Genomic DNA, 21566 nt, shown 5'->3' with positions numbered 1-21566 from the left:
CAGTTTGGAAATCACAAACGATATTGCAAATACGACCTTGGTCCGATTGCGCCAAACAAGCCCGCGACAGCATGATGAAAGCGAACCTGCCATTGCTGCGCATCCACCGCGCGGCAACCGGTCCCATCAGAATTCCCATTCACGGGTGCCGGTTGCGCCCTCACGCCTGCACCAACAGGCAGCCGGCGACTCGCACCCGCGTGTGCCCACGCAAGGAGCTGTCGTGAACAAATCGACGAAATATGCCGTTATTGCCGCGTTGACGGCGTCGCTGTCGCTGGAAGGCATCGCGCAATCGAGGCCGATAGCGTATCCGGCCAGAGGGCAGAGCCCGCAGCAACAGCAGCAGGACGAAGGGGCCTGCTATGCGTGGGCGAAGAACAATACCGGCATCGATCCGACCCAGGTCGCCAACGCCCCGCCCCCGCCTTCCGGCCCCGCGGTGGGAGGCGGCGAGCGCGTGCAGGGCGCGGCCCGCGGCGCGGCCGGCGGCGCAATCATCGGCGCGATTGCGGGAGACGCCGGCAAGGGCGCGGCGATCGGCGCGGCGACCGGCACGATGGTCGGTGGATCGCGCGCGCGGCAGAACCGGCGTGCGGCCGCGGCAAATTCGCAGGCGCAAACACAGGGCGCGATGGACACGTTCAATCGCGCTTTCGCCGCATGCATGTCGGGCCGGGGTTACACCGTCAATTGACCACGCAAGGGGAACAGCATGATTAACGGCAAACTGATCATCGCGGCGGCGCTCGTGTGTGTCGCGAATACGGGGTTCGCTCAGACGGAGGCACCGGTCACGGTCAAGAGCGAGCCCGGCAAAGTCACGGTGTCGGGCACGGTCAAAACCACCTCGACGGTCGTCGGCATCGAGCCGGAAACGCGCACCGTCCTGCTGAAGGATCCGAAGGGCAAGGTCGTGCAGGTCGTGGTCGGCGAGGAAGCGCGCAACTTCGATCAGATCAAGGTCGGCGACGTGGTCAAGGCCGAGTATTCGCAGGCGCTGACCCTCATGCTGAAAAAAGGCAACGCGCCGCTGACCGCCAACGAAACGCAGACGCTCGATCGCACACCGGCAGGCGCGAAACCCGGCGGCTCGGCCTCCCGCCAGGTCACGATCATGGCTAACGTGATCGCGGTCGATCACCAGAGCGGCGTGGTCACGCTGAAAGGCCCGCAAGGCAATTTGGTGGATCTGGTCGTGCAGGACCCTGAACAGCTGAAGCGGATCAAGAAAGGCGACCAGATGCAAGCGGTCTATACCGAGGCCGTGGCCATCGCCGTGGAGCCGGTTGCCGGCAAATAGCGGGCATGGCTCGCATCAGATCAGGCGGTGCGCTTGCGCGAGGTCGCTGAGGGGCGGCGAAAAATCAGCGCGTCGGAAACGCACCGTCGAGAAAACCCGCATTGCATTGGGACTTGCCGGCAGATGCGCAAGGCGAAACTCGATTTCGTGCGCGGGACGCGCATCTCCCTCTTCCACGACGACGTTCATCCGGTCGAGCCGGTATTTGCTCTTGCGCACGTAGACATGCGCGTCCGGCGCCTGCAGTACACCGCACATCACGTCGAGATGCCGCTCCAGCGCCTCGGTCTTCAGGCCCAGCTGCGCTAGAGCCTGATCGTTCTCTTCGATCTGCGCCTGCAGCTTCGCCACCTCCGCGTAATTCGACGACGCGTCGCTACCCAGCAGCGAGCGCACGCCCGCCCCTTGCCGTTCGAGAATCGTCAGACGCGTTTTCAGCAGCGCTCTTTCGCGTTCCAATTCGTCCTGCCGCGACGTCTCGGCCTCGATCTTGCCGAGGCCTTCGAGCACGAGCTGATCGACGATCCGCAACAGGATTTCATGCCGCAACGCGGCTTCGGACTCGCCGCACACGCGCACCTGGTGATCGCTGAAGTTGAGGGTCGTCTGCGCGAGGTCGGTCTGGGTCGTCTCGCCTCGTTGGCCGACGCCGAAAACGCGCCGCTCGTCGAAGGCCATGCCGAGCACCGCGAATACCGGATCGGCAACGGGATGGTCGCTGAAGAACTGATTCAGCTCGTGGGAGCGGTTGAAGACCGGGCAGACGTCGTCGGGTGTGGCGAAAAAGGCGTGGATGTATGGGTCGGTCGCCCACGCCGCCGCGCTCGCTTCGCGCGCGGGGGGCACTTCATCGGCGAGCCGGTCCAGATAGGCGAGCGTGTGTTGCACGGCGGGCCGCAGGCGCGACGCATAGTTGCGCGCGAGCCGCAACGACGGACAGAGCCCGACGATCCGCTCGACGATTTCCTGCGCCTGCTGATCGTCGCTCTCCTGGTCAGCGCTGCGCTTCGTCAGCCACGACAACAGACCCATCTCCGGCTCCCGTCGCCCGTTACGACTCGTCGCGCTCCGGCAGCAGCTGCGCGACGATCGTGTGGTTCTTCCAGAACAGGTTATGCACGCGGCTTTGCAGTATGCGCAGCCCGTCCGTGGGCACGTCGTCGAAGACGACCACCGCACCCGGACGCGAACCCGTGCCGGGCACCCGCTGGATCGAGCTGAAGCGCGGGAATCCGTAGCGAATCAGGAACTCGCCGATCTCTTCGTCGGAGACGCTTTCCTCGACGTTTCCAAGAAACAGTTCAGCCATGATGCTTACTCCTCCAGACCCTAAGCGACGATGTTCAATCCGCCGTCGATATACAAGGTGGAACCGGACACCCGCCGTGCATACGGCGTGGCCAGAAACGCACAGGTATAGCCGACGTCCATGATGTCGACCAGTTCGCCGAGCGGCGCGCGCTGCACCGCTTCGTTGAGCAGCAGCTCGAAATCCCTCAGGCCCGAAGCGGCGCGAGTCTGCAGCGGTCCGGGAGAAATCGCGTGCACGCGGATGCCCTTCGGTCCCAGCTCGAACGCCAGATAGCGCGCGCAGGCTTCGAGCGCCGCCTTGACGGGGCCCATCAGGTTGTAATTCGGCACCACCTTGTTCGCGCCGTAGTAGCTCATCGTCAGCATGGTGCCGCCGTCTTTCATCAGCGGCGCGGCGAGGCGCGCCATCCGCACGAACGAATGGCACGAGATATCGATCGCGCTCAGGAAGCCCTCGCGTGACGATTGCAGCAAGCCGCTCTGCAGATCCGCTTTGGGCGCCCATGCAACGGCGTGAACGAGAATGTCGAGCTCCCCCCATGTTTTCTCGATCCGGTCGAACACGGCCTCCATTTCGTCCTCGCCCGTTACGTCGAGCGGCATGAAGATCTCGGCATCGAGTGCTTTGGCGATCGGCTCCACATAAGGAAGCGCCTTATCGTTCGCATAGGTGAGCGCGACGCTCGCGCCGAGCTCGCGAAACGCCTTCGCGCATCCATAGGCAATCGAATGCTCGTTGGCGACGCCGGTCACGAGGGCCTTCGCACCTTCGAGAATCAAACGCGGTTGCTCGACAGACATGGTGAAACTCCTCTATGGGGCGATAGCGCGCGTATGACGGGCAATCATCAGTTCTTCGTTGGTGGGCACGACCCACACCGCCAGCTTGCTCGAAGCGGTCGTGATCAGCGACCCGTTCGCCCGATTGGCCGCGTCGTCGAGTTCGGCGCCGAGCCACGCGGCGTCGCGCACGATGCGCTCGCGAATCTCGACCGCGTGCTCGCCGATGCCGGCCGTCAGCACCAGCGCGTCGATACCTTGCATCGCCGCCGCGAGACTGCCGAGTTCGCGCCCGATGCGGTAGGTGTAGACGTCGATGGCAAAGCGCGCGCGCGGGTCGTCGCTGTCGAGCAGCACGCGCATGTCGCCCCCGATGCCCGACAGGCCGAGCAGCCCCGAGCCCTTGTAAATCAGGTCCGCGATCGCCTGCGAATCCATCTTCAGCTCGTCGAGCAGATAGAGAATCACGCCGGGGTCGAGGCTGCCGCAACGCGTGCCCATCGGCAGGCCTTCCACCGCCGTGAAGCCCATCGTGCTGGCCACGCTCTTGCCCGCGACCATCGCGCACATGCTCGCGCCGTTGCCCAGATGCGCGACCACGGTGCGCCCCGCCGCCGCGTCCGGTGCGATCTGCGGCAGCACGCTCGCGATGTATTCGTACGAAAGCCCGTGAAAGCCATAGCGCCGCACGCCGTGGTCGGTAATCGACGGGGGCAGCGCATAGGCTTGCGCGGTCTCGGTCTGCGTGCGATGAAACGTGGTGTCGAAGCACGCGACCTGTGGAAGGTCGGGACGCAGTTGCGCAAGGATGCGGATCGGCGCGAGGTTATGCGGCTGATGCAGCGGCGCAAGCGGGCTCAGGCTGTCCAGCTGGTCGATCACCTCGGGGGTCACGATAACGGGCCCGGTAAAGCGCTGTCCGCCATGCACGACTCGATGCCCGACCGCCTTCAGTTGATTGCCGCTGCCGTGCTCGCGCAAAAAGCCGCCCAGATATTCGATCGCGCCCTGATGGCCGAGGCGATGGCCGTCGCCCCATTCGTGCGAGCTGACATTGCCGTCGCGATCGGTCGCGCGAAAACGCGGGTTCGTGTAAAGCGCTTCGATCTGGCCGCGCAGAATCAGCTCGAGTTGCGCGTGTTGCGCGTCGAAGGCTCGGAACTTGAGGCTAGACGAGCCTGCGTTCAATACGAGGATCACATCCGACATGGCGTCACCCGACCACCTTGGCGGCCTCGCGCCTTGCCTTCGCCACCAGTGCGGCGACCGCGCACGACGCGAGACGCGTCGACAGCGAATCCGCGCGGCTCGTCAGAATGATCGGCACGCGCGCGCCTAGCACGATGCCCGCCGCGTCCGCGCCGGCCAAAAACGACAGGCTTTTCGCCAGCATGTTGCCCGCTTCGAGGTCCGGCACCACCAGTACATTGGCGCGTCCCGCCACCCGCGATTCGATCTTCTTGATGCGCATGGCTTCGAGGCTGATCGCGTTGTCGAGTGCAAGCGGACCGTCGACGAGACCGCCGGTGATCTGTCCGCGGTCCACCATCTTGCACAGCGCCGCCGCTTCCACCGTCGATGGAATCTTCGGATTGACGCTCTCGGTCGCGGACAGGACCGCCACGCGGACTTCGTCGAATTTCAGCGCGTGCCCGAGATCGATCGCGTTCTGCAGGATGTCGACCTTCTCTTCGAGCGTCGGCGCGATGTTGATCGCGGCGTCGCTGATGATCAGCGCGTTCTCGTACGCGGGCACGTCCATCACGAAGCAATGGCTGATGCGCCGCTCGGTGCGCAGGCCGGTGTCACGGCGAATCACCTCGGCCATCAGCTCGTCGGTGTGCAGGCTGCCCTTCATCATGGCCTCGGCCTTGCCTTCGCGCACCAGTTGCACGGCTGCGGCGGCAGCGGCATGGCTATGCGGTGCATCGACGATCGTGAAGTCCGAGATGTCGATGCCGTGCTCGGCGGCGACCGCTTCGATACGGACGCGTGGCCCGACCAGAACCGGCTCGATCAGGCCCATGCTCGCCGCTTCGACCGCGCCCTGCAGCGAACTCTGGTCGCACGGGTGCGCGACCCCTGTCGGCATCGCCGGCAGCGTCTGGCAGAACTCGATCAGGCGCTGATACTTCGCGTGCTTTTCCATCGGCTTATTCCTCGTGTGTACAACGCGTTAGATTCGTGACGCGCGATGCGCCCGGCTTACCTGCGCCGTGCTTACCGTTGCGTCACGCTTGCGTCCGGCCGCGCATCGTGCAAGTCGTTCACATGCGCGTGGGGTCAGGCAAACGCGCGTCGCGCTTGCGATTCATCCGCGAACCCAGCACCGCGCGGATGCGTTCGAACGCGTCCTTTTGCGCGGCGTCGGGCGACGCGTTCAACACGCGCTCGTCGCTCGCCAGCTTGTCGAGCAGTTGCAGAAAGCGCTCGCGGTCCTCGCTATGGGAAAGCAGCTTAGGCAGCGTCGCAATCGCCCGGTCCGGTTCGAGGCTGACGATGATTTCCTGCTCGCCCCGGATGCGCCGCCAGTGATCGCTGCTGATGTCCGGCAGATACTCGGCGTAGCTTTCGGCGATCTCCTTGCGCAACTCGTAGCGCGCGAGCGGCAACGATTCGCCCCTTCGCGACAACAGGAAGGCCGCGCGCGCGAGCGCCTCCGTGTAGCCGCCGTCGCCGATCGCCTCCAACACCGTGCGCACGAACGGCAACTCGCGCGGATCGATCGCGCCGGTCTGCGCGGGCGCGCCATCGGCCGCGGGCTTGCTCAGATACGTCGCATACAGATTCGCGTACACGCTGAAGAAGCTGGCCTCGGTCGCCGCGTCACGCATCGCGCGGTAATAGTCGAGCGACGCGCTGATCATTTGCGAGCCGTTGCGTTCGAGCTTGCTCCACGGGTTATCGGCGCCGGCACGCTGACGATTCTCACGCACCGATTGCGCCGCCGCCGGCAGCCACCCAAGCCACGGATTCATCGCGGAAACGGCCCAGCGCTGCCAGCGCAACGGATGGAACTGGCGCAGCATGCGGGCGCTCGTTTCGTTCGACATCGCCTGCACGAACGGCTGCGCGAACAGTTCGTACATGCGCTGATTCACATCGGACACCGCGGCGACCGCTTCGAACGGCTTTTCGTCGATGCGGCCGAAGCGGTTGTAGCGCGCGGCAATCTGCTCGAGCCGCCGCTCATGAAATTCCACTTCGTATTCGATCTCTCCGGCCGCGTTGCGGGTCTCGTTGATGGCCATGCCGTAGAGTCCCGGCGGAAACGTCTCGATGGTCTCGAGCACGGAGACGATCTGCCTGTGCTCTTTCTTCGCGACTTTGCCGGACACGAAAATACCCAGATGCCCGATGTTCTGGTGCGTCAGACCGACGATCACCTGACCGCGCGCCTTGATCTCCTCGGTGCTGCCGTACAGGTCCGCGACCCAGTTGAACGCCTGTTGAGGCGGCGTGATGTTGTCGCCCATCGACGCGAACAGGACGATCGGCGAGCGGATTTCACGCAGATCGAACGCCTGGCCGCTGCTGTTCGTCACTGCACCCGACCACAGCTTGTTGCCGACGAACAGGTTGCGCGTGATCCATTCGATCTCTTCGCGATTCATCAGGTAGTAGCTGCCCCACCAGCGCTCGAATTCCAGAAAGCGCGGCGGTTCGGTATCGACGTTCGAGTACAGGTGGTAGTACTTGTCCCAGAACGTATTGGCGGGGTTCAGGTTCTCGAAGTTCTGCACCAGATACGCGCCGTCGAACTTGCCGTTGCCGAGATCCGCCGCGTACGACGCGAGCCACGCGCCGCCCAGCATGCCGCCCGAATAGCGCATCGGGTTGTCGCCCTCGCCTTCGCTCCAGGCGGCGCTCCAGTACGACATCGGGGCACCGTTGATGACGATCGGGCCGGTCTCCTCGGGGTCGGAGCTGGCGAGCATCATCGCCGCCCAGCCGCCCTGGCAATTGCCGATGATCGCGGGCTTCGGACTGTCCGGATGCAGCGCGCGCACCTTGCGCACGAATCGCTGCTCGGCATTGCACACGTCGAGCAGAGTTTGACCGGGTTCGGGGTCGCGAAAGAACACCACGAAGTAGACGGGATAGCCCGCGCGCAGCGCGATGCCCGCCTGCGAATCGTCCTTGAAGCCGCCGATGCCGGGGCCGTGGCCCGCGCGCGGATCGATGATCAGATACGGGCGCTTGCGCACGTCGACGCCCACGCCCTCGAGCGGACGAAGTTGCAGCAGCGCATAGTTGACCGGCCGCTCGAACGTGCGGCCGTCGAGCAGCATGTCGTACTCGAAATGCAGCACCGGCGTGGGACCGCTGACGCTGCGTTCGACGAATTCGTTGCCGCGCCGGTATAGCGTGTCCCAGAAGAGCAGCGAACGCTGCGCGGCATCCACCGTGTATTGCCACGCGCTGAGCGGATCGAATGGCGCGGGCATCGCGCTTGCAGTCGGCGCGCCATCGTGATCGAGGCCGAGCGTTTCGGTGACCCGTTCGTTCAGATGCTGCTGCGCGATTTGCGTGCGCTTTTGCAGCACGCGGGTGATTTTCGAGGCAATGTCCTGGCTTTGTGACAACAGCGTTTCAGCGTCCATCGGAAGACTCCTGAAAGGTGCGCGTCACGATCGCTGCGGACGCACGCGCCGTGCATCGATTGAATCGTGGATTTGGCCCTGGCCTGTGGCAATCGGACCAAGGTCTTATTATGCGCGCGACCCGACGCTGCACCCGGCTTCGGGCGCTGTGCGTGTCGAAGTGACGCAGCGCGACGCGTCATTGAGCGGGGCTCGCCTGCACTGCGGCGGCGATATCGCGGCTCACCGAGGCGAGCGCGCGATCATGCGCGGCGATGATCGGCTCGAAGCCGGGACCGGACACGCTCTCGCGAGCGACCGAGCGGCCGGTGACGGCGCGGAGCTTGCCGGGCGGGCGTACGGCCCACAGCACGTCGACGGTGACGTCGCGCCCCGCCACGGACTCGAAGCGCATCACGTCGATCCGCACGCGCCAGACGACGGACGGATCGCGTACCGCATCGAACACCGAAATCTGCTGCGAGTTCAGCAGTGCGCCGAGGTCGGCCGCGATCACACGGCCGATGTCGCCACCGAGCGGCTGCGCCCAGCGGTCGAATTCATTGACCTCGACCTCGTTGTTGCCGATCCGCGTGACGATCTGCGGCCGGTCCACGATCTCGGGAATCGTGACCGGACCGATCACGGCCGCGATCGGCCGGCTCGCGCCGGTGCTGCTCAGCGATTCGTCGGGGCTCAGCGTGTAGAAGTTCGTCGCCGGCGACTTGCAGGCGCCGAGCAGAGCGGCGGCGAGCGCGAGCATCAGGCAGGCCGTGAGGCGGGCTAAAAAGCGGACCATCGAATCTGTCATGGCTTCTTGCCCTCCGACTTGCCGCGCACGAGCGACTCCGGATGCTGCGCCAGATAGTCGGACAAGGTGCGCAGCGACGCCGCGGTGCGGGTCAGCTCACGCATCGCGTCCTCGGTCGACTGCTGCAGCGACGAGTCCGGCTGCAGCGCGGCATTCGCCGAATCGAGCGTGGATTGCGCCGACAGCAGCGTGTCGAGCGCTTTCGGCACGACCTGGGTGTGGAGCTGCCCGAGCATCGCGTTGGTGGTGCGCAGCGTCGAGCGCGCGTCTTTGCCGATATCCTCGAACGGTATGTTGTTGATCTTGGTCAGCAGTCGCGAGACGGAGTCCTGCAGCGATTGCAGCGTGCGCGGAGTCGCCGGCATTTCGGGCGGCGTCTTGGTCCAGTCGATCGACGCCTTCGGCGCGTCGGGGAAAAAATCCACCGCGAGATAGAGCTGGCCCGTCAGCGGATTGCCGCTTCTCAACTGGAAGCGCAAGCCGCGCTCGACGAGGAAGTTTGCAAGCGCGCGCGGGTTCTCGACGAGCCGTCCGCCGTCGCCAGCGCCGTCCTTCTGATAGCGCGACGTGAACCGCTCCGGATAAAGATTGATTTCGACCGGAATGCTGAACTGGCGCGTCTTCGGATCGAAGCGCGTGTAGATCGCCGTCACTTCGCCGATCACGACGCCGCGGAAATCGACGGGCGCGCCGACCGTCAGACCGCGTACGGAATCGGTGAAATTCACCACGTACTTGTCGACGATGCGATCGTGCTGCTCCATCGCGTCGGCGCGCCTGGGGTACAGCTCGAACCGCGTGCCGCTATCGGCGCTCGTCTCTACCTGCGATCCTGGCGGCGATTCGAACGCGATCCCGCCGATGATGATCGACACGATCGACTGCGTTTCGAGGCGCAAGCCGTTGCTGTCGAACGACATGTCGACACCGCTGGCGTGCCAGAAACGCGTGTCGGTTCTCACGAACCGGTCGTAGGGCGCGTTGACGAACACCTTCACGGTGACGCCACGGCCGTCCGGGTCCAGGTGAAACGACGAGACCTGGCCCACCTGGATTCTGCGGAAAAACACCGGCGTACCCACGTCGAGCGAGCCGAGTCCAACTCCGTGCAACGTGTACTCGCGCCCCGGCACGTCGCTCGCGATCGCGGGCGGTTCCTCGAGGCCGACGAAACTGCGTCGCGCTTTCGGCGAATTGCCGACATCGACGTCGATATACGAGCCCGACAGCAGCGTGCCGAGCCCCGATACCGTGCCGCCCGAAATGCGCGGACGCACCACCCAGAAGCGCGTGTTGTCGACGAGCAGGTCCGACACGTCACGCGTGACCTCGGCCTTGGCCACCACGCGCTTGTGATCCGGCGTCAACGATACCGCTTCGACCACGCCGATGTCGACGTCCTTGAACTTGAGTTTCGTCTTGCCTGCTTCGAGACCGTCGCCGGTCTTGAAGCTGATGCTGATCTGCTCGCCGCGCTCCATCACCGCCTTCACCGCGAGCCAACCGCCGATCAGGATCGCGACGATCGGCACGAGCCAGACCAGTTGCATCCGCCAGCGCGAGCGCGGTACCGGCTCGGCGGCGGGCAACTCGGGCTCTTCAGTCGGAGTGGACACGTTCGGTCTCCATAGCGTCCCACATCAGGCGCGGATCGAAGGCCATCGCGGCAAGCAAGGTCAGCACGACGACCGCGCCGAACGCGACCGCCGCCGGGCCGGCCTTGATCGTCGCGAGCGCCTGGAACTGCACCAGCGCGACCAGCATCGTGATCACGTAGATATCGAGCATCGACCAGCGCCCGATCAGCTCGATCAGCCGATAGATCCGCGTGCGCTGCCCGGGCAGCCATTGCCAACGAAGCTGCGTGGACAACGCGAGATAGCCGATGCCGAGAATCTTCAGCATCGGCACCGCGATGCTCGCGATGAATACGAGCACCGCAAGCGGCCACGAGCCCGATACCCACAGATAGACCACGCCGCTCAGGATCGTGTCCTTCTGCGAGCCGAACAGCGAACTCGTGTCCATCACGGGCAGCACGTTGGCCGGAATATAGAGCACCATCGCGGCGACCAGATACGCCCACGTGCGTGACAGGCTCGCGGGCTTGCGCTGGTGCAACGGCGCCTTGCAGCGCGGGCAGACATGCTTGCCCGCGCCGCCGGGCTGCTTGAGCAGCAGGCCGCATTCTTCGCACAGCACGAGCCCGTAGGCAGCCGCCGTGATGGCGTTGCGGCGCACGCGGATCGGCGGCAATTGCCAAGCTTGCGCGCCACGCGCCGCCGTGATGCGCGACCACACTTCGCGCGGATCGAACGTCGCCGCCGCGGCCGCGAGCAGCAGCATCAGCGCGATGAACGACCACAGCGCGGTGCCCGGCACCACCTTCGCGATATGCGCGAGCTTGACCAGCGCGACCAGCAGACCGAGGATCAGCACCTCGGTCATGCCCCACGGCCGCGCGAGCTGAAACACGCGAAAGAACTCGACCGGGCGCCACGGTGCGCGCCCGAAGTGCAGCGGCAGCAGCAGCCACAGCATCGCCGCGGTTTGCAGCACCGGCGTGACGATCGTCGTGAGGCCGACCAGCAACGCGAGCGGCCACGCGCCGTGGGTGTACAGCATGCGCACCGAACCCGCGAGCGTCGTCTGTACGATATTGCCGTTCAGCGACAGACCGACGATCGGAAACGCGTTCGAGATCACGAGCAATACCGCCGACGCGCACGAGAATGCGAGCGCATACTCGGGCCCGTTCGAGCGTCCGCGCCTGAGCTCCGCGCGGCAACGCTGGCAGCGCAACGCATTGCCGGCGGCGGGCGGCGCGCCGAGCTGAAGCAGGTCGCACTCTTCGCACGCGATCAGCTCGTTGCCCGTCATCTCGCCTCCACTGCACCCGACGTTCCACCCGGCGCGGTCGAGTTCTGCGAGACCGGCGCCATCGCTGGCGACGCTTGCGGCCCGGCCGGCGGTGCAGTCATTTTTTCCGCCTCGGCCACCCAGCCGCCGCCCGTCGCCTTGTAGAGCGTGACGTACGAGGTCAGCACCGCGCCTTGGGTCTGCGCATAGCTCAATTGCGCGTTGAACAGGCTGCGCTCCGCATCGAGCACTTCGATATAGCTCGTATAGCCGCCTTCGTAACGCTGCCGCGCGAGGTGCGCATACTTGACCAGCGCTTCGACCTGAAGGTTTTGCGCATCGAGTGCCTGATGGGTCTTCTGCACGGAGAGCAACGAGTCCTCGACCTCCTGGAACGCCACCTGGATCGCCTTTTCATACGAGTACAGCGCTTCCTGCTGGCGCGCTTCGGCCTGATGCACCTGGCCGGTGATGTTGCCCGCCGTGAAGATCGGCTGCGTGACGCTGCCCGCAAACGACCACGCGCGCGCCGGTCCGGTGAACAGATTCGAGAACTGCGCGCTGACCGAACCGAACAGCCCGGTCAGCGAAATCGACGGGAAGTACAACGCGCGCGCCGCGCCGATCAGCGCGTTTTGCGCGACCAGCGTCTGCTCGGCCTCCAGCAGATCGGGACGGCGTTCGAGCAGTTCGGACGGCAGCCCCGCGGGAATCGGCGGCGTGCCCATCTGCGCCAGCTCACGGCCGCGCAGAATCGCGCCGGGATTCCTGCCGATCAACACCGATAACGCGTCTTCCTGCTGGCCGATCTGCGCTTCGAGCTGCGGCACCGTGACCTGCGCGGCTTGATACTCCGACTGGCTTTGCGCGAGTTCCATCTGCGAGACCTCGCCGTAGCGGAAACGCGCCTCGAACACGCGCACCGATTCCGCGCGGCTTTGCACGGTCTCCTTCGCGATCTCGAGCTGCCGGTCCAGACTGCGCAGATTGATATAGGCCGAAGCGACCGAGCTGACCAGCGTCAGAATCGTCGCGCGGCGGCCCTCTTCGCTGGCGAGCAGATTCGCGCGCGCCGCCTCGGTTTCGCGGCGCACCTTGCCGAACAAATCGAGTTCCCAGGACACCGCCAGGGTCGCTTCGAACTGGTTGTAGACGGGGCTCACGCCCTTGGGCACCGTCACGGCTTCGACCTGCGAGACGCGTTGGCGCGACGCGTCGGCGCCTGCCGAGACTTGCGGGAACAGCCCGGAACGCGTGGTCACGAACATCCCGCGAAACTCGTCGACCCGGGCGGCCGCGACCTTCACGTCGCGGTTGTCCTGTAGCGCGGTGGCGATCAGCTGATCGAGCACCGGGTCCTGAAACTGCTCCCACCATACGGCGTTGGCGATGCCCGCGGCCTCGCCCTGGGCGAAACGATAGGTGGCTGGCACCTCGACCGCCGGGCGTTGGTAGTTGGGGCCTAGCAGGCATCCGCTCAGCGCGAGCAGCATGACGGAGGCAAGCAGACGGGTCGGTGCCGTGCCGCGCATGTCATTCACCTTCCCGCGGCGCGGACGGCGCCTCGCTCGACGCACCGGGCCCGGCCACCGCCGAGGGCTCCCGTCCCGCGCCGCCACTGTGCTGCGCGTCCGGCTTCGACTTTTTGCCTCCCTTCGAGCGCGACGACATCGATTCGAGCAGGTAATAGAACATCGGGATGAAAAACACCGCGATCGCCGTCGCGCCCAGCATCCCGCCGATCACACCGGTACCGATCGAATGGCGGCTGTTCGCCGATGCGCCCGTCGCGATCGCGAGCGGCACGCAGCCGAGAATGAACGCGAGCGAGGTCATCACGATCGGGCGCAGCCGTTCTTCCGCGGCGGTCATCGTCGCGTCGAGGACCGATGCGCCGCCCTCGCGGTTGAGCACCGCGAATTCGAAGATCAGGATCGCGTTCTTCGCGGCGAGCGCGACCAGCATCGTCAGCCCGATCTGGAAGTAGACGTCGTTGGACAGCCCGCGCAGCATGATCGCGAGCAGCGCGCCGAACAGCGCGAACGGCACCGCCATCAGCACGCCGAACGGCAGCGTCCATTTCTCGTACTGCGCGGCGAGGATCAGGAACACCATCACGAGACCGAACACGAACACGAGCCCGGAGGTGCCGCCCGACTGCCGCTCCTCGAACGCTTCGCCGCTCCACGCGACGTCGTAACCGTCGGGCATCTGCGCCGCGAGCTCTTCGAGCGTGGAGATCACCTGCCCGGAGCTATAGCCCGGCGCGGCATTGGCCGTGATCTTGACGGCCGGGAAGTTATTGAACCGGGTGACGAGGTCCGGGCCCGTCACATAGCGATAGGTCGCCAACGCCTTGATCGGCACCATCGTGCCGTTGGTGCTGCGCACGAAGATCTGATCGAGGTCGGTCGGCTTCAGGCGATACGACGGCTCCGCCTGCAGGATCACCTGCCACAGTCGGGCCGAGCGGTTGAACTGCGACACGTACAGCGAGCCGAACATCGTCTGCATCGCGCTATAGACGTCTTCCACCGGCACGCCGAGCGTCTCCGACTTGTCGCGATCGACGTTCACCATCAGTTGCTGCGACGACGCATTGAATGTGGACGTCACGCGAGTCAGTTCCTTGCGCGCCCGCGCTCTCTGCAAAAACTGCTCAACCACGCCCGCGAGCTGTGAGATGTTCCCGTCACCCTTGCTCTGGATCCACACCTCCGTGCCGCCCGTCGTGCCGAGCCCCGGAATCGACGGCGGATTGACCGGCAGTACGATGCCCTCCTGCACGTTCGAGAAGTACTTATACGCGTCGAGCAGAAGCGCGCGCGCATTCTGCGTCCTGATGTTGTCCCGCGTGTAGCGTTCGTCGAAGCTCTTCAGACCGACGAAGAAGGTGCCGGCATTGTTCTTGTTCTGACTGTCGAGCAGGCTGAACCCATCGATCGTGGTGATGCTGCCGACCCCTTCCCGCTCCTTGAAGTAGTCGGTGATGCGTTGCGATACCTGGCCGGTGCGGTCGAGGCTCGCGGCGTCCGGCATGATGACCGCGCCAAGCAGATAGCCCTGGTCCTCGGGCGGCAGGAACGCGGACGGAATCGAGCGCACCATCAGCACCGAGAGCGCGATCAACGCCACGAAGAACACGAGCCCCATGATGCAGCGCTTGATGATAACTTTGACCGCGCGCGTATAGCCCGCCGTCATGCGGGCGAACTGATTGTCGAACCAGCGGAAAAAGCCCTTCTTCTCGTGGTGCGCGCTCTTCAGCAGCAATGCGGCGAGCGCCGGCGACAAGGTCAGCGCGACGATGCCGGACAGCACCACCGAAATCGCGATCGTGATCGCGAACTGCTTGTACAACTGCCCGGTGATGCCACCGAGAAACGCAACCGGCACGAACACCGCGCACAGCACCAGCACGATCGCCACGACCGGTCCGGCGACTTCGTCCATGGCCATTTTCGAGGCTTCTTTCGGCGACAGCTTGTGCACCGTCATGTTGCGCTCGACGTTTTCGATCACCACGATCGCATCGTCGACGACGATACCGATCGCGAGCACCATGCCGAACAGGGTCAGCATGTTGATCGAAAAGCCGACCAGCAGCATGAACATGCAGGTGCCGACGATCGACACCGGCACCGCGACAATCGGAATCAGCGTCGCACGCAGGCTTTGCAGGAACACGAACACGACGATCACGACGAGCACCAGCGCTTCGAAGAACGTGTGGATCACGTCCGAGATCGACGCCCGCGTGAACTCGGTCGTGTCCATCGCGATCTCGTAGGTCATGCCTTCGGGAAACGACTTCTTCAGCTCCGCGAGCGTCTTGCGCACCTGCTTCGACACTTCGAGCGCATTGGCGCCCGGCTGCTGATACACGGCCAACACCGTGGCCGGCTTGCCCTGGAAACGGCTGCGAATCGAGTAGTCCTTCTGGCCCAGCTCGGCGCGGCCGATGTCCTTCAGGCGCACGATCGCCGCGCCGCCGCTCGCCGCGCGCACGATGATGTTGTCGAACTGCGACGGCTCGGCGAGACGCCCCGTGGTCGTGACCGCGAACGACTGCTGCACCGCCGAGCCCGTTGGCGACTGTCCGATGCTGCCGACCGCGAACTGCTGGTTCTGGTTCGAGACGACCTTTTGCACGTCGGCGGCCGTCACGCCCAGTTGCGCCATTCGATCCGGCTTCAACCATATTCGCATCGCGTAGTCTGGATTACCGAATATGGACGACTGGTTCGCGCCGGGAATCCGCTTGATCGCGTCGAGTACGTAGATGTTCGTGAAGTTCGCGATGTAGGTCGCGTCGTACCGGTCGGTGGGCGAATAGACCGCGATCACCATCATGAATGCCGACGACTTCTTCTGGACCTGAACGCCCTGCGACTGCACCGAGCTCGGCAATTGCGGCAGTGCGAGATTCACGCGGTTCTGCACGTCGACCTGGGCCAGTTCGGGATTCGTGCCGATGTTGAAGAACACGTTGAGCGTAAAACTGCCGGTCGACGAACTGGACGAGTTCATGTAGATCATGTTGTCCGCGCCGTTGACCTGCTGCTCGATCGGCGCGGCGACGTTGTTCGCGACGACCTCGGCGCTCGCGCCCGGGTAAGTCGCGGACACGGTGATCTGCGGCGGCGTGACGTCCGGGTATTGCGCGACCGGCAGCGCGAACATCGCAATCGCGCCGCCGAGCGTGATGACGATCGAGATGACCGACGCGAAAATCGGCCGGTCGATGCAGTAGCGCGAGATATTCATGTGGGCGCCCCGTCACTCGGCGGCGGGCGCCGCTGCCGCGCCACTTTGCGATGCAGCCGTCGCCACGGCCGCCGAGTCCTTGGCCGCCGGCAGCTCCTTGACGATCTTCAGCTGCGAATCCGCGGTGACGCGCAGCGCGCCATCCACGACGATGCGCTCGCCCGCCTTCAGTCCATCGGACACGAACCAGTTGTCGCCCTGCCACTCGCCGACTTCGATGACCCGCTGATGCGCCTTCGCATCGTTACCCACGACCCACACGAAGTGACTCTTCGCGCCCTGCAACACCGCGCGCTGCGGCACCAGCGTCGCGTTGGGCCGGATCGCACCGCCGACGTGGGCCTTCACGAACTGCCCCGGACGCAGGGTGTTTTTCGGGTTCGCAAAGGTCGCGCGCACGAGGAAGGTTCCCGTTTCCGTGTTGAACGCAGGGTTCGCGAAGTCGATCTGGCCCTGCTCGGCATAAGGCGTGCCGTCGGCGAGAATCAGATGTACGGAGAAATTGTTGTTCGGCGGAAAGCGCAGCCGTCCGGCCGCGATTTCGTCGCGGTACTTCAGCATCTCGTTCTCGGAAATGCTGAAGTTCACCCACATCGGGTCGAGCTGGTACACGTAGGTCAGCAAGCTGCTGTTGCCGGTTGCCGTCACGTAGCTGCCATCCTGCTGACGCGCGAAGCTCGACAGCCCGTTCAGCGGAGACTTGATCGTCGTGTAGCCGAGGTTCAGCTGCGCGGTATCGACTTCGCCCTGCGCGGCGAACACCGCCGCGGCGCTTTGCTTCTCGTTGCCGACAGCGTCGTCGAGATCCTTCTTGCTCAACGCGTTCTGCGCCGCCAATGGTTGCACGCGCGCGAGATTGGCCTTGGCGACTTCGAGACGCGCCTGCTGCTGGGCCAGTTGCCCTTTCGCGGTCTGCAGCGCGGCCTCGAACGGCTTGCGGTCCATCTGGAACAGCGTCTGTCCCGTCTTGACCAACATGCCTTCGGTGTACAAGCGCTTGTCGAGAAAGCCGTCCACCCGCGAGCGGATCTCGACTTCGCGCGAACTCTGGGTTTGCGCGGTGAATTCGAAGTCGACCGGCGTGTCCTGCTGGACGACCGTCATCACGGTCACTTCCGGCACGGCGGCCACCTGCGGTGGCGCTTCCTTCTTGCACGACGCGAGCAGCGTGAGCAGCGTCAGTGCCGCGACGACGGCGAGCAACGGGAGAGGGCCGCGAGAATCCGGCCGCGGCGAGGCCAAACACACGGGTACGGTTTTCATCGCGCACTCCGCCTGATTACAAAGGCGTGCAGTTGCCGAACAGCACGAAGGCATCGTTTCTGTTCGCGATCATCAGCGTCATCTCGCCGTCCGTCGAATCGACGGCCAGCGTCCAGCCAAAGCCCATCTCATTGCCAAGCATCACGAGCTGATCCGCCTCTTTGGTAACCGAGAGCATCGGCGTCGTGTGCGCGGGGCCGACGACCGCGCGTTTGTCGAAGTCGAGCGTCAGGAATTTCGGCAGACCGAGATCCGCGGGCAACGCGCGCGTGCAGGCGATCCCCGGATCGCAGGCGTGCGCGTCGATCGTCGCGCACATCAGCCGCTTGCTGCCGTCGAAGTCCGCCGCGTCCACCTGCATCGCGGCGGCACCGAGAAGAATCGCGAGACCAACCGAAATTGATTTCATCACTTGCGCTCCCGCTTTTATCCTTGAACGCTGCCGCGCTACGCGCGGCGCAGCCGGCGTTCGGTTCGACGCTTGGACTGAGTTCAGTTTGGTGGTCCGAAGAAACGGCGGCAATCGGACCTTGGTCTCATATCTTCCGGTGCGAAGGCGCGCGTTCAGGGTGACGGCGGCGGACCGCCGATGGCCACCTCGACCGCCTTGAACAGAATCGCGCTGGTGAAAGGCTTGCGCAGATACGCGGCCGCGCCGGCCGCGAGCGCGGCCTGGCGGACTGAGAGATCTTCGTAGGCGGTAATCATGATGACCGGCACGCCCATTTTCGCGAGCTGACGCTGGACTTCCAGGCCGTTGGTTCCCGGCATCTGGACGTCCAGAATCACGCAGGCAGGCCGATACGACGGAATTGCCGCAAGCGCATTCAAGAACTCGTCACCGCTGCAAAACGTCTCCGCCCTGATACCTTCGGAATGCAGCAAACGCTTGATAGCTCGGCACACCGACTCGTCATCGTCGACCACCGCAACGAATTGGTTAGGGTTGACCATATGACAGCGCGAACGCGCGGCCGCTCCGGAAAGGGGACCTCTGATGCCTTAGCGTACTGGTTGAAACCCCAATGAGATATAAGACTTTGGTCCACTAGCGGTGTCGGTCAGCGCCGCTGAAAGTGGCGGCGCAACGCGGGAGCCGGGCGATTATTCTTCGTCGGCCGTACAAAGGCCGCCTTTTCGCACCAGATGAACGAGTTCGACGATCGATCGGGCCTTCATCTTCTCCATCACGCGGGCCCGATGAATCTTGATCGTTTTTTCGGCCGCTCCCAGATCGCTCGCAACCTGTTTGTTCAGACGGCCGGTCACGACGAGCTCCATCACTTCGCGCTCGCGGCGGGTCAGATGCCGCATGCGCTCTTCTATTTCCTCGCGTTCGTGGCGCCGCCTGCTTTCCACACATGCGCGCGCGAGCGCGCGATCCACCGCGGCGAGCAACAGCGAGTCGCGCACCGGCTTGGGCAGGAAGTCGACGGCTCCGCCTTTCATCGCGTCGACGCTCGAGCCGATGTCGCCGTGGCCGGTCAGAAAGACGATCGGCAGCAGCTGATCGAGCTTGCGCTGCACTTCGAGTCCCGTCATGCCCGGCATCTGCAGATCGAGAACGAGGCAGGCCGGCATGCTCGTCAAATCGGCTCGTTCGAGAAAGGCCTCGGGACTGTCGAAGCATTCGACCTGGTAGCCGGACGCGCGCAGCAAGCGGGCAAGCGCGCTGCGCACGCTGCCGTCGTCGTCGACGATGAACACGCGAGTGTTGGTCTGGTTCATGATGATCAGGGCACGAGTCTCTGTCGGATATCGGTCGCGACGGGAAGCGTGACGTGAAACGATGCCCCTTTGCCCTCGTTGTTTTCCGCCCACAGCCGGCCGCGATGCGCCGTGACGATCGTGCGGCTGATCGACAGGCCCAGCCCGAGCCCCTGCGGTTTGGTGGTGAAAAATGGCCGGAAAATCCTTTCCATGCTGTCGACGTCGAGGCCCTGGCCGCAATCTTTTACCGTTATCCGTATCAGCCCGTCCGCTTCCTCGCGCACCGTCGTTTCGACGCGGCGGTCCGCGGCAGGGCAAGCCTTGACCGCGTCGAACGCATTCAGCAGCAGGTTCAGGATCACCTGCTGAAGCTGAACCTTGTCGCCGCAAATCAGCGCCAGATTCTCCGGGATGTCGAAGCTCGTCTGCACGCCGCGTGTCAACGCATCGCTGTGCACGAGCATCGCGGTGTCGCGCACGACGTTGCCGGCGTCCAGCAACTGCAACTCGACATCGCCTTTGCGCACCAACGCGCGGATCTTCTGCAGCACGTCGTTCGCGCGGCAATTGTCGGCCACGATGTCTTCGAGCGCTTCGCGCAGCTCCACCGCGTTGGTGGTCTCCGAATCCAGGAATTTGCGTGCGGCCTGCGCGTTGAAGAGGATCGCGGTAAGCGGCTGCTTCAACTCGTGTGCGAGCGATCCGGCCAGTTCGCCCAACGAAGAAACGCGCGCGAGGTGCGCGAGATCCCTCGTATTTCCATCGACTTCGCCGCACGCACTGCAATCCGATATCGCGGTGATCCGCAATTCCTGATCGTGCACGCGGCACCGGGTGGTTTCCGCTTCCGCGTGAAAGCCGCCGCCATCACGCCGCCGCGCGATCAGACTCTGCGTGGTCGTGACGCCGAGTTGCAGCTTCGCGCCACGACTGCCCGGGCCCGACCGATCGGCGTTGAACCCGTCGATCGGAAACAGCTTGGCGCTCGGCGCGCCGATCAGCTCTTCCGCCGTGTAGCCGAACAGTTGCGCCGCCCGCGCGTTCGCGAAGATGATCTGGTCCCGCTGATCGATCGTGACGATCGGGACCGGCAACATTTCGAGCGTCTCGCACAGCGGCACTCTCCCGTCGAGCATGCGCCGCGTGCCGCTATCGCCTTCGCCTCGCAACCATGACGAGCAAGCGGCGACATAGCGCCGCCACGCCGGCAAGCCGTACGGCGGCTCGTGGGGATCGCGGGTACTCTGCCGGCTCGGCACGCCGGTGATACCGCGAGCGCGCTGAAACCGGTGATGCCGGGGTGAAGACTGTCTGGAGCGGTCGTGCCCGGATAGTGGGGGACCGTCGTTGCGCGCATTGTCGGTCTGCGACGGGTTGCTTTGGCCCATGTGGCGCGGTTGCGCGTGCAGTGCCGTGAGGATTCCCGCTACCCCGATCGCCAGGTGTCTTCCATGCGCGATCAGATTAATCATTGGCACCTCCGGGTCCAGTGCGAACGGGTTCTGTACAACTGCGACGTCTTTATCGTTGGGCTTCGAACCAAATAAGTGACTTCACAATCGGTACTTCGCACTTCTGGTGGCTGGAAGTCAGTATAGGATATCCAGAATCAGTTACCGACAGGAGACCGTAATTTATGCCACTTACTCGGGAAAGTACCCAATGGTTTTTGCATTGTCCGCCATCAATCGGCAAATGGCGACTGAGTTTGTTAGGCAGTTAATTATTGCGGCGCGAGGCGAAAGTTAGCAAACCATGAACATCGCCGTTTCGCGCCGCAATGCTCTCTGCGCGATAGCGCTTTCAAATGGAAACTCCAACGGTAAAATTTTCATGCAATGCGAATCACCGAGCCAGCGGGTATGCGCAATGCCAGTCCTCTAATTTAATTAATTTCCTGAAAATATGTTTTTGATGCAAGTCAACGTTTTATCGCCATTATTCTTGCGGTGAATCATTTGCTTTCAGCAATCGCAAAAGATAATCTATGCCAGGCAGATGACTAACGTCGTCTTTTCTACCGGTATTGAATAGGCAGGACGGTCAGTGCAGATCAAAGGCAGCGCCGCCGCGAAGCAAGAGCGCATCCGGTTCGCAGCGTTTCGTGAGAACAACGGGAGGGATGATAGGGAGGCCGGCTGAGGTGGGTCCGCCAAAAACCATAACCGGCGCGTCGCCA

General features: G+C 64.2%; 18 protein-coding genes. 2 read left to right on the top strand and 16 right to left on the bottom strand.

Annotated features, from left to right (window positions below):
* Nucleotides 1–223 precede the first annotated feature (223 nt).
* Nucleotides 224–697: a glycine zipper family protein gene (locus AB4Y34_RS16030; protein WP_176107434.1), complete on the top strand. Its 474-nt coding sequence runs from the start codon at nucleotides 224–226 to the stop codon at nucleotides 695–697.
* Nucleotides 698–715: 18 nt separating this feature from the next.
* The gene (locus AB4Y34_RS16025; protein ID WP_176379733.1) at nucleotides 716–1303 is read left to right on the top strand and encodes a hypothetical protein; all 588 of its coding nucleotides are present in this window, start codon (nucleotides 716–718) and stop codon (nucleotides 1301–1303) included.
* Between the two features lie 15 nt (nucleotides 1304–1318).
* Here the strand turns inward: AB4Y34_RS16025 and AB4Y34_RS16020 are convergent, their stop codons facing one another.
* The 16 genes from AB4Y34_RS16020 to AB4Y34_RS15945 all read right to left on the bottom strand — a co-directional run bounded on the left by AB4Y34_RS16020 (nucleotide 1319) and on the right by AB4Y34_RS15945 (nucleotide 20859).
* Complete coding sequence (locus AB4Y34_RS16020; RefSeq protein WP_368716577.1) at nucleotides 1319–2335, bottom strand: hypothetical protein; 1017 nt, start codon at nucleotides 2333–2335, stop codon at nucleotides 1319–1321.
* A 19-nt stretch (nucleotides 2336–2354) separates the two neighbouring features.
* Entirely contained in the window at nucleotides 2355–2612 is a 258-nt protein-coding gene (locus tag AB4Y34_RS16015; RefSeq protein ID WP_176107432.1) for an RNA-binding protein, read from the bottom strand.
* A gap of 20 nt (nucleotides 2613–2632) precedes the next feature.
* The gene (gene fabI / locus AB4Y34_RS16010; protein WP_176120531.1) at nucleotides 2633–3415 is read right to left on the bottom strand and encodes an enoyl-ACP reductase FabI; all 783 of its coding nucleotides are present in this window, start codon (nucleotides 3413–3415) and stop codon (nucleotides 2633–2635) included.
* Between the two features lie 12 nt (nucleotides 3416–3427).
* Entirely contained in the window at nucleotides 3428–4603 is a 1176-nt protein-coding gene (locus AB4Y34_RS16005) for an acetate/propionate family kinase (protein ID WP_176379735.1), read from the bottom strand.
* 4 nt (nucleotides 4604–4607) lie between these two features.
* Complete coding sequence (locus tag AB4Y34_RS16000; protein WP_368716576.1) at nucleotides 4608–5543, bottom strand: phosphate acetyltransferase; 936 nt, start codon at nucleotides 5541–5543, stop codon at nucleotides 4608–4610.
* 118 nt (nucleotides 5544–5661) lie between these two features.
* Complete coding sequence (locus AB4Y34_RS15995) at nucleotides 5662–7998, bottom strand: DUF3141 domain-containing protein (RefSeq protein WP_368716575.1); 2337 nt, start codon at nucleotides 7996–7998, stop codon at nucleotides 5662–5664.
* A gap of 178 nt (nucleotides 7999–8176) precedes the next feature.
* Complete coding sequence (locus tag AB4Y34_RS15990; protein ID WP_368716574.1) at nucleotides 8177–8788, bottom strand: membrane integrity-associated transporter subunit PqiC; 612 nt, start codon at nucleotides 8786–8788, stop codon at nucleotides 8177–8179.
* On the bottom strand, nucleotides 8785–10404 hold the full coding sequence (locus tag AB4Y34_RS15985) for an intermembrane transport protein PqiB (protein WP_368716573.1): 1620 nt from the start codon (nucleotides 10402–10404) through the stop codon (nucleotides 8785–8787). The genes AB4Y34_RS15990 and AB4Y34_RS15985 overlap by 4 nt, the downstream gene beginning before the upstream one ends.
* On the bottom strand, nucleotides 10388–11668 hold the full coding sequence (locus AB4Y34_RS15980) for a paraquat-inducible protein A (protein ID WP_176379740.1): 1281 nt from the start codon (nucleotides 11666–11668) through the stop codon (nucleotides 10388–10390). Before AB4Y34_RS15980 ends, AB4Y34_RS15985 begins: the two co-directional genes overlap by 17 nt.
* Nucleotides 11665–13179 (bottom strand): efflux transporter outer membrane subunit, encoded by a 1515-nt coding sequence (locus tag AB4Y34_RS15975; RefSeq protein WP_368716572.1) that lies wholly within the window; start codon nucleotides 13177–13179, stop codon nucleotides 11665–11667. Before AB4Y34_RS15975 ends, AB4Y34_RS15980 begins: the two co-directional genes overlap by 4 nt.
* A 1-nt stretch (nucleotide 13180) precedes the next feature.
* Nucleotides 13181–16414, bottom strand: a complete 3234-nt coding sequence (locus AB4Y34_RS15970; protein WP_176379742.1) for an efflux RND transporter permease subunit — start codon at nucleotides 16412–16414, stop codon at nucleotides 13181–13183.
* A gap of 12 nt (nucleotides 16415–16426) precedes the next feature.
* Nucleotides 16427–17677, bottom strand: coding sequence for an efflux RND transporter periplasmic adaptor subunit (locus AB4Y34_RS15965; protein ID WP_176379743.1), 1251 nt, complete (start codon nucleotides 17675–17677; stop codon nucleotides 16427–16429).
* A 16-nt stretch (nucleotides 17678–17693) separates the two neighbouring features.
* Nucleotides 17694–18086 carry a hypothetical protein gene (locus AB4Y34_RS15960; RefSeq protein WP_176379744.1) on the bottom strand — a complete coding sequence of 131 codons (393 nt, stop codon included), beginning with the start codon at nucleotides 18084–18086 and terminating at the stop codon, nucleotides 17694–17696.
* Between the two features lie 155 nt (nucleotides 18087–18241).
* On the bottom strand, nucleotides 18242–18631 hold the full coding sequence (locus AB4Y34_RS15955) for a response regulator transcription factor (protein ID WP_368716571.1): 390 nt from the start codon (nucleotides 18629–18631) through the stop codon (nucleotides 18242–18244).
* A 150-nt stretch (nucleotides 18632–18781) separates the two neighbouring features.
* Complete coding sequence (locus AB4Y34_RS15950) at nucleotides 18782–19405, bottom strand: response regulator transcription factor (protein ID WP_176120520.1); 624 nt, start codon at nucleotides 19403–19405, stop codon at nucleotides 18782–18784.
* A gap of 5 nt (nucleotides 19406–19410) precedes the next feature.
* Nucleotides 19411–20859 carry an ATP-binding protein gene (locus AB4Y34_RS15945; RefSeq protein WP_368716570.1) on the bottom strand — a complete coding sequence of 483 codons (1449 nt, stop codon included), beginning with the start codon at nucleotides 20857–20859 and terminating at the stop codon, nucleotides 19411–19413.
* Nucleotides 20860–21566 lie beyond the last annotated feature (707 nt).

The sequence above is a fragment of the Paraburkholderia sp. BR10954 genome, assembly GCF_040965775.1.
Taxonomy (GTDB): Bacteria; Pseudomonadota; Gammaproteobacteria; order Burkholderiales; family Burkholderiaceae; genus Paraburkholderia; species Paraburkholderia youngii.
The sequence above is the reverse complement of the archived record's forward strand: the minus strand, read 5'-3'. Positions and strand labels throughout refer to the sequence as shown.

What these genes read in the sequence shown, in the direction of transcription:
- AB4Y34_RS15975 (WP_368716572.1), bottom strand. Translation starts at nt 13,179, where the DNA reads ATGCGCGGCACGGCACCGACCCGTCTGCTTGCCTCCGTCATGCTGCTC.
- AB4Y34_RS15980 (WP_176379740.1), bottom strand. Translation starts at nt 11,668, where the DNA reads ATGACGGGCAACGAGCTGATCGCGTGCGAAGAGTGCGACCTGCTTCAG.
- AB4Y34_RS15970 (WP_176379742.1), bottom strand. Translation starts at nt 16,414, where the DNA reads ATGAATATCTCGCGCTACTGCATCGACCGGCCGATTTTCGCGTCGGTC.
- AB4Y34_RS16005 (WP_176379735.1), bottom strand. Translation starts at nt 4,603, where the DNA reads ATGTCGGATGTGATCCTCGTATTGAACGCAGGCTCGTCTAGCCTCAAG.
- AB4Y34_RS16000 (WP_368716576.1), bottom strand. Translation starts at nt 5,543, where the DNA reads ATGGAAAAGCACGCGAAGTATCAGCGCCTGATCGAGTTCTGCCAGACG.
- AB4Y34_RS16015 (WP_176107432.1), bottom strand. Translation starts at nt 2,612, where the DNA reads ATGGCTGAACTGTTTCTTGGAAACGTCGAGGAAAGCGTCTCCGACGAA.
- fabI (WP_176120531.1), bottom strand. Translation starts at nt 3,415, where the DNA reads ATGTCTGTCGAGCAACCGCGTTTGATTCTCGAAGGTGCGAAGGCCCTC.
- AB4Y34_RS15955 (WP_368716571.1), bottom strand. Translation starts at nt 18,631, where the DNA reads ATGGTCAACCCTAACCAATTCGTTGCGGTGGTCGACGATGACGAGTCG.
- AB4Y34_RS15990 (WP_368716574.1), bottom strand. Translation starts at nt 8,788, where the DNA reads ATGACAGATTCGATGGTCCGCTTTTTAGCCCGCCTCACGGCCTGCCTG.
- AB4Y34_RS16025 (WP_176379733.1), top strand. Translation starts at nt 716, where the DNA reads ATGATTAACGGCAAACTGATCATCGCGGCGGCGCTCGTGTGTGTCGCG.
- AB4Y34_RS15965 (WP_176379743.1), bottom strand. Translation starts at nt 17,677, where the DNA reads ATGAAAACCGTACCCGTGTGTTTGGCCTCGCCGCGGCCGGATTCTCGC.
- AB4Y34_RS15995 (WP_368716575.1), bottom strand. Translation starts at nt 7,998, where the DNA reads ATGGACGCTGAAACGCTGTTGTCACAAAGCCAGGACATTGCCTCGAAA.
- AB4Y34_RS15945 (WP_368716570.1), bottom strand. Translation starts at nt 20,859, where the DNA reads ATGATTAATCTGATCGCGCATGGAAGACACCTGGCGATCGGGGTAGCG.
- AB4Y34_RS15950 (WP_176120520.1), bottom strand. Translation starts at nt 19,405, where the DNA reads ATGAACCAGACCAACACTCGCGTGTTCATCGTCGACGACGACGGCAGC.
- AB4Y34_RS15960 (WP_176379744.1), bottom strand. Translation starts at nt 18,086, where the DNA reads ATGAAATCAATTTCGGTTGGTCTCGCGATTCTTCTCGGTGCCGCCGCG.
- AB4Y34_RS16020 (WP_368716577.1), bottom strand. Translation starts at nt 2,335, where the DNA reads ATGGGTCTGTTGTCGTGGCTGACGAAGCGCAGCGCTGACCAGGAGAGC.